This window comes from Streptobacillus ratti, from assembly GCF_001891165.1.
In the GTDB taxonomy this organism is placed as follows: Bacteria; Fusobacteriota; Fusobacteriia; order Fusobacteriales; family Leptotrichiaceae; genus Streptobacillus; species Streptobacillus ratti.
Genome location: NZ_LKKW01000051.1, coordinates 1 through 5,016 on the forward strand (window position 1 = coordinate 1; position 5,016 = coordinate 5,016).

The following is a 5,016-nucleotide window of genomic DNA, read 5'->3' on the forward strand; positions in this document are numbered from 1 at the left end:
AAAAAAGTAAAAAAAGTACTTGACATAAAAGCTGAGGTTATGATAAGATAATAAATGTCCAACAGGTATAAACTGTAGGACAAGGACAATGGAAAGAGAAGGAATAAATAAAGCAAACAAAGAAAGACAAGGAAGTCAATTTTAAGGAAAAGGGCGATAACATCTGTAAGGATAAGATAAAAAAAGAAACTGACAAAAGGTGAACTTAAAAGAAATATTAATAAAGATATTGAATGAAGAGTTTGATCCTGGCTCAGGATGAACGCTGACAGAATGCTTAACACATGCAAATCAATGTTAATTAACTAAGCTTGCTTAGTTAAGAGACATGGTGGACTGGTGAGTAACGTGTAAAGAACTTACCTCTTAGACTGGGATAACCATTGGAAACGATGGATAATACTAGATATTATTAATATAAGGCATCTAATATTAATGAAATAATTTATTGCTAAGAGAGAGCTTTGCATCCTATTAGCTAGTTGGTGGGGTAAAGGCCTACCAAGGCGATGATAGGTAGCCGGCCCGAGAGGGTGAACGGCCACAAGGGGACTGAGATACGGCCCTTACTCCTACGGGAGGCAGCAGTGGGGAATATTGGACAATGGAGGCAACTCTGATCCAGCAATTCTGTGTGCACGAAGAAGGTTTTCGGATTGTAAAGTGCTTTCAGTAGGGAAGAAGAAGATGACGGTACCTACAGAAGAAGCGACGGCTAAATACGTGCCAGCAGCCGCGGTAATACGTATGTCGCAAGCGTTATCCGGAATTATTGGGCTTAAAGGGCATCTAGGCGGTCTAACAAGTTGAAGGTGAAAAGCTGTGGCTCAACCATAGTCTTGCCTACAAAACTGTCAGACTAGAGTACTGGAAAGGTGGGTGGAACTACACGAGTAGAGGTGAAATTCGTAGATATGTGTAGGAATGCCGATGATGAAGATAACTCACTGGACAGAAACTGACGCTGAAGTGCGAAAGCTAGGGGAGCAAACAGGATTAGATACCCTGGTAGTCCTAGCTGTAAACGATGATCACTGGGTGTGGGGGTGTGAAGCCTCTGTGCCGAAGCAAAAGCGATAAGTGATCCGCCTGGGGAGTACGTACGCAAGTATGAAACTCAAAGGAATTGACGGGGACCCGCACAAGTGGTGGAGCATGTGGTTTAATTCGACGCAACGCGAGGAACCTTACCAGGTCTTGACATACTCGGAATAAGATGGAAGCATCTTAGTGCCTTCGGGAACCGAGATACAGGTGGTGCATGGCTGTCGACAGCTCGTGTCGTGAGATGTTGGGTTAAGTCCCGCAACGAGCGAAACCCCTATCATTAGTTGCCATCATTAAGTTGGGGACTCTAATGAAACTGCCTGCGACGAGCAGGAGGAAGGTGGGGATGACGTCAAGTCATCATGCCCCTTATGATCTGGGCTACACACGTGCTACAATGGGTAGTACAAAGAGGAGCTAAGCAGTGATGTGGAGCAAATCTTCAAAGCTACTCTCAGTTCGGATTGAAGTCTGCAACTCGACTTCATGAAGTTGGAATCACTAGTAATCGCAAATCAGCAATGTTGCGGTGAATACGTTCTCGGGTCTTGTACACACCGCCCGTCACACCACGAGAGTTAGTTGCACCTGAAGTTACTGGCCTAACCGTAAGGAGGGAAGTACCTAAGGTGTGATTAGTGATTGGGGTGAAGTCGTAACAAGGTATCCGTACCGGAAGGTGCGGATGGATCACCTCCTTTCTAAGGAGAATATATATACAGAGTTATTTAACTTAAGGTTACTTACATTGTTCTTTTGTTTGCTTTATTTATTCCTTTTNNACATAGGACAATGAGAAATGAATAGTAAAGAGTAAAGAATTACAACTTTAAACAGAGACGAAAGAAAAGATAGAGTAGTTAAACTGTTAATAAAATAAAAAAAGATAGAGATGAAAAGCTAAATAAGGGCACATGGAGGATGCCTAGGTAGTAAAAGCCGAAGAAGGACGTGATAAGCTGCGAAAAGCTTAGGGGAGTTGCATATGAGCGTAGATCCTAAGATATCCGAATGGGGAAACCTACTTGTTGGAAGGACAAGTGAGAGATAGGTAAGCTAGCGAACTGAAACATCTAAGTAGCTAGAGGAAAAGAAAGTAAAAACGATTCTCTTAGTAGCGGCGAGCGAAGGGGGAAGAGCCTAAAACATGGTGGTGTTAAACTTGGCGAGGTTGCCATCATGTGGTAGAGGGAGATATTTATTGAGATAGCCATAATCAAGATATATGTAATAGGTAAACGGAACAAGGTTGGAAAGCCTGGCCAAAGAGAGTGATAGCCTCGTATAGTGTAAACTAGTATATATATAATATTAATCCCGAGTAGCATCAAGCACGAGGAATTTGGTGTGAATCAGTGTGGACCATATCACATAAGGCTAAATACTTTTACTAACCGATAGAGGAGAGTACCGTGAGGGAAAGGTGAAAAGAACCCTGAGTAAGGGAGTGAAAAAGAATTTGAAACCATGTGCTTACAAACGGTAGGAGGCGAGAGCTGACTGCGTGGATTTTGGTTAATCATCCTGCGAGTTATGATATGTGGCGAGGTTAAGAGAGTGGAGCCGAAGGGAAACCGAGTCTTAAGAGGGCGAAAGTCGCATGTTATAGACGCGAAACCTAGTGATCTAGGCCTGTCCAGGTTGAAGCTACAGTAAGATGTAGTGGAGGACCGAACTCACCGCCGTTGAAATGTTGGGAGATGAGATAGGTTTAGGGGTGAAAAGCCAATCGAACTAGGAGATAGCTCGTTCTCTCCGAAATGCATTTAGGTGCAGCCTTAAGTTTAAAGATATGTGGGGGTAGAGCACTGTATAACCTAGGGGGCATATAGCTTACTGAAGTTAAGCAAACTGCGAATACCATATATTAATACTTAGGAGTGAGTCTATGGATGACAAGGTCCATGGACGAGAGGGGAACAACCCAGAACATCAGCTAAGGTCCCAAATTATGTCTAAGTGGGAAAGGAGGTGGATATTCACAAACAACCAGGAGGTTGGCTTAGAAGCAGCCATACCTTTAAAGAGTGCGTAATAGCTCACTGGTCGAGAGTATCTGCGCCGAAGATTTAACGGGGCTAAGACATAAACCGAAGCTATGTAACAACTAATAGTTGTTGGTAGGAGAGCGTTCTGTAGGCTGTAGAAGGAGAGCTGAAAGGCGATCTGGAGGTATCAGAAGTGAGAATGCAGGAATGAGTAGCGAGAAAGAGGGTGAGAATCCCTCTGGCCGGAAGTCCAAGGTTTCCAGGGCAATGTTTGTCAACCCTGGGTGAGTCGGGACCTAAGCGAAGACTAGAAAGTCGTGGCGAATGGAAAATAGGTTAATATTCCTATACCACTTTAATCTGTTAACTGATGGAGTGACGCAGGAAGGTATGTAAGATGTCTGACGGAATAGACATTCTAAGGGAGAGGCATGATAATATAGGCAAATCCGTATTATTAAATGTTAGACCTGATGGGGAAGAGCACTTAGTGCTTAAGTTACAAATCCTACACTGCCGAGAAAAACTTCTAAAGAGGAGAGGAGTGCCCGTACTGTAAACCGACACAGGTGGACTGGGTGAGAAACCCGAGGCCGACAGGATAACTCTAGCTAAGGAACTCTGCAAAATGGCCCCGTAACTTAGGGAGAAGGGGTACCTATGGTAGGTGAATGAGGACATCAGGAGCCAAAGTAGGTCGCAGTGAAGAGTCCCAAGCAACTGTTTATCAAAAACACAGGTCTATGCTAAGCTGAAAGGCGACGTATATGGGCTGACACCTGCCCAGTGCTGGAAGGTTAAGAGGAGGATTGAGAGATTCGAATTGAAGCCCCAGTGAACGGCGGCCGTAACTATAACGGTCCTAAGGTAGCGAAATTCCTTGTCGGGTAAGTTCCGACCTGCACGAATGGTGAAATGATTTGGGAGCTGTCTTGGCTGGAGACCTGGTGAAGTTGTAATGTCGGTGAAGATACCGACTACCTGTAGTAGGACGGAAAGACCCCGTGGAGCTTTACTGTAGTTTGGCATTGGGTTTTGGTAATGTGTGTATAGAATAGTTGGGAGACTGAGAGATTAGGACGCAAGTTTTAAAGGAGTCAACTGTGGAATACCAACCATATATTATTGAAATTCTAATCAAGGAATTGAGACAGTGCTAGATGGGCAGTTTGACTGGGGCGGTCGCCTCCTAAAGAGTAACGGAGGCGTTCAAAGGTTCCCTCAGGTTGGATGGAAATCAACCAGAGAGTGTAAAGGTATAAGGGAGCTTGACTGCGAGATTGACAGATCGAGCAGGTGCGAAAGCAGGACTTAGTGATCCGGCGGTGCTGTATGGAAAGGCCGTCGCTCAACGGATAAAAGCTACCCCGGGGATAACAGGCTGATACTTCCCAAGAGTCCATATCGACGGAAGTGTTTGGCACCTCGATGTCGGCTCGTCTCATCCTGGGGCTGGAGAAGGTCCCAAGGGTTGGGCTGTTCGCCCATTAAAGAGGCACGCGAGCTGGGTTCAGAACGTCGTGAGACAGTTCGGTCCCTATCCACTACAGGCGTTAGAATATTGAAAAGATCTGTCCTTAGTACGAGAGGACCGGGATGGACAAACCTCTGATGTATCAGTTGTCACGCCAGTGGCATGGCTGAGTAGTCACGTTTGGAAGGGATAATCGCTGAAAGCATCTAAGTGAGAAACCCACTTTGAGATAAGTATTCTTTTAAGTATCCACTGAGACTAAGTGGTAGATAGGTTGGGGGTGTAAGTGTAGTAATACATTTAGCTGACCAATACTAATAATACGTAGGCTTTTAAATTAAATATTCTTTACTTTACTATTCATTTTTGATTGTCTTATGTTTAATAGATAGTTTGGTGACGATAGCCACAGGGATACACCTAGTTACATCTCGAACCTAGAAGTTAAGTCTGTGAACGCTGAAAATACTTAGTGATAGGGAAGATAGGTAGTTGCCAAACTTTTTT

At 44.4% G+C, this 5,016-nt stretch carries 3 rRNA genes; all 3 read left to right on the forward strand.

Annotated elements, in window-relative coordinates:
* Positions 1-230 precede the first annotated feature (230 nt).
* Positions 231-1,748 (forward strand): 16S ribosomal RNA (locus tag BT993_RS06570).
* Positions 1,749-1,940: 192 nt separating this feature from the next.
* A 23S ribosomal RNA gene (locus tag BT993_RS06575) occupies positions 1,941-4,847 on the forward strand.
* Positions 4,848-4,901: 54 nt separating this feature from the next.
* Positions 4,902-5,010, forward strand: a 5S ribosomal RNA gene (gene rrf, locus BT993_RS06580).
* Together the 16S, 23S and 5S rRNA genes form the textbook arrangement of a ribosomal RNA operon.
* The last annotated feature ends 6 nt before the right edge of the window (positions 5,011-5,016 follow it).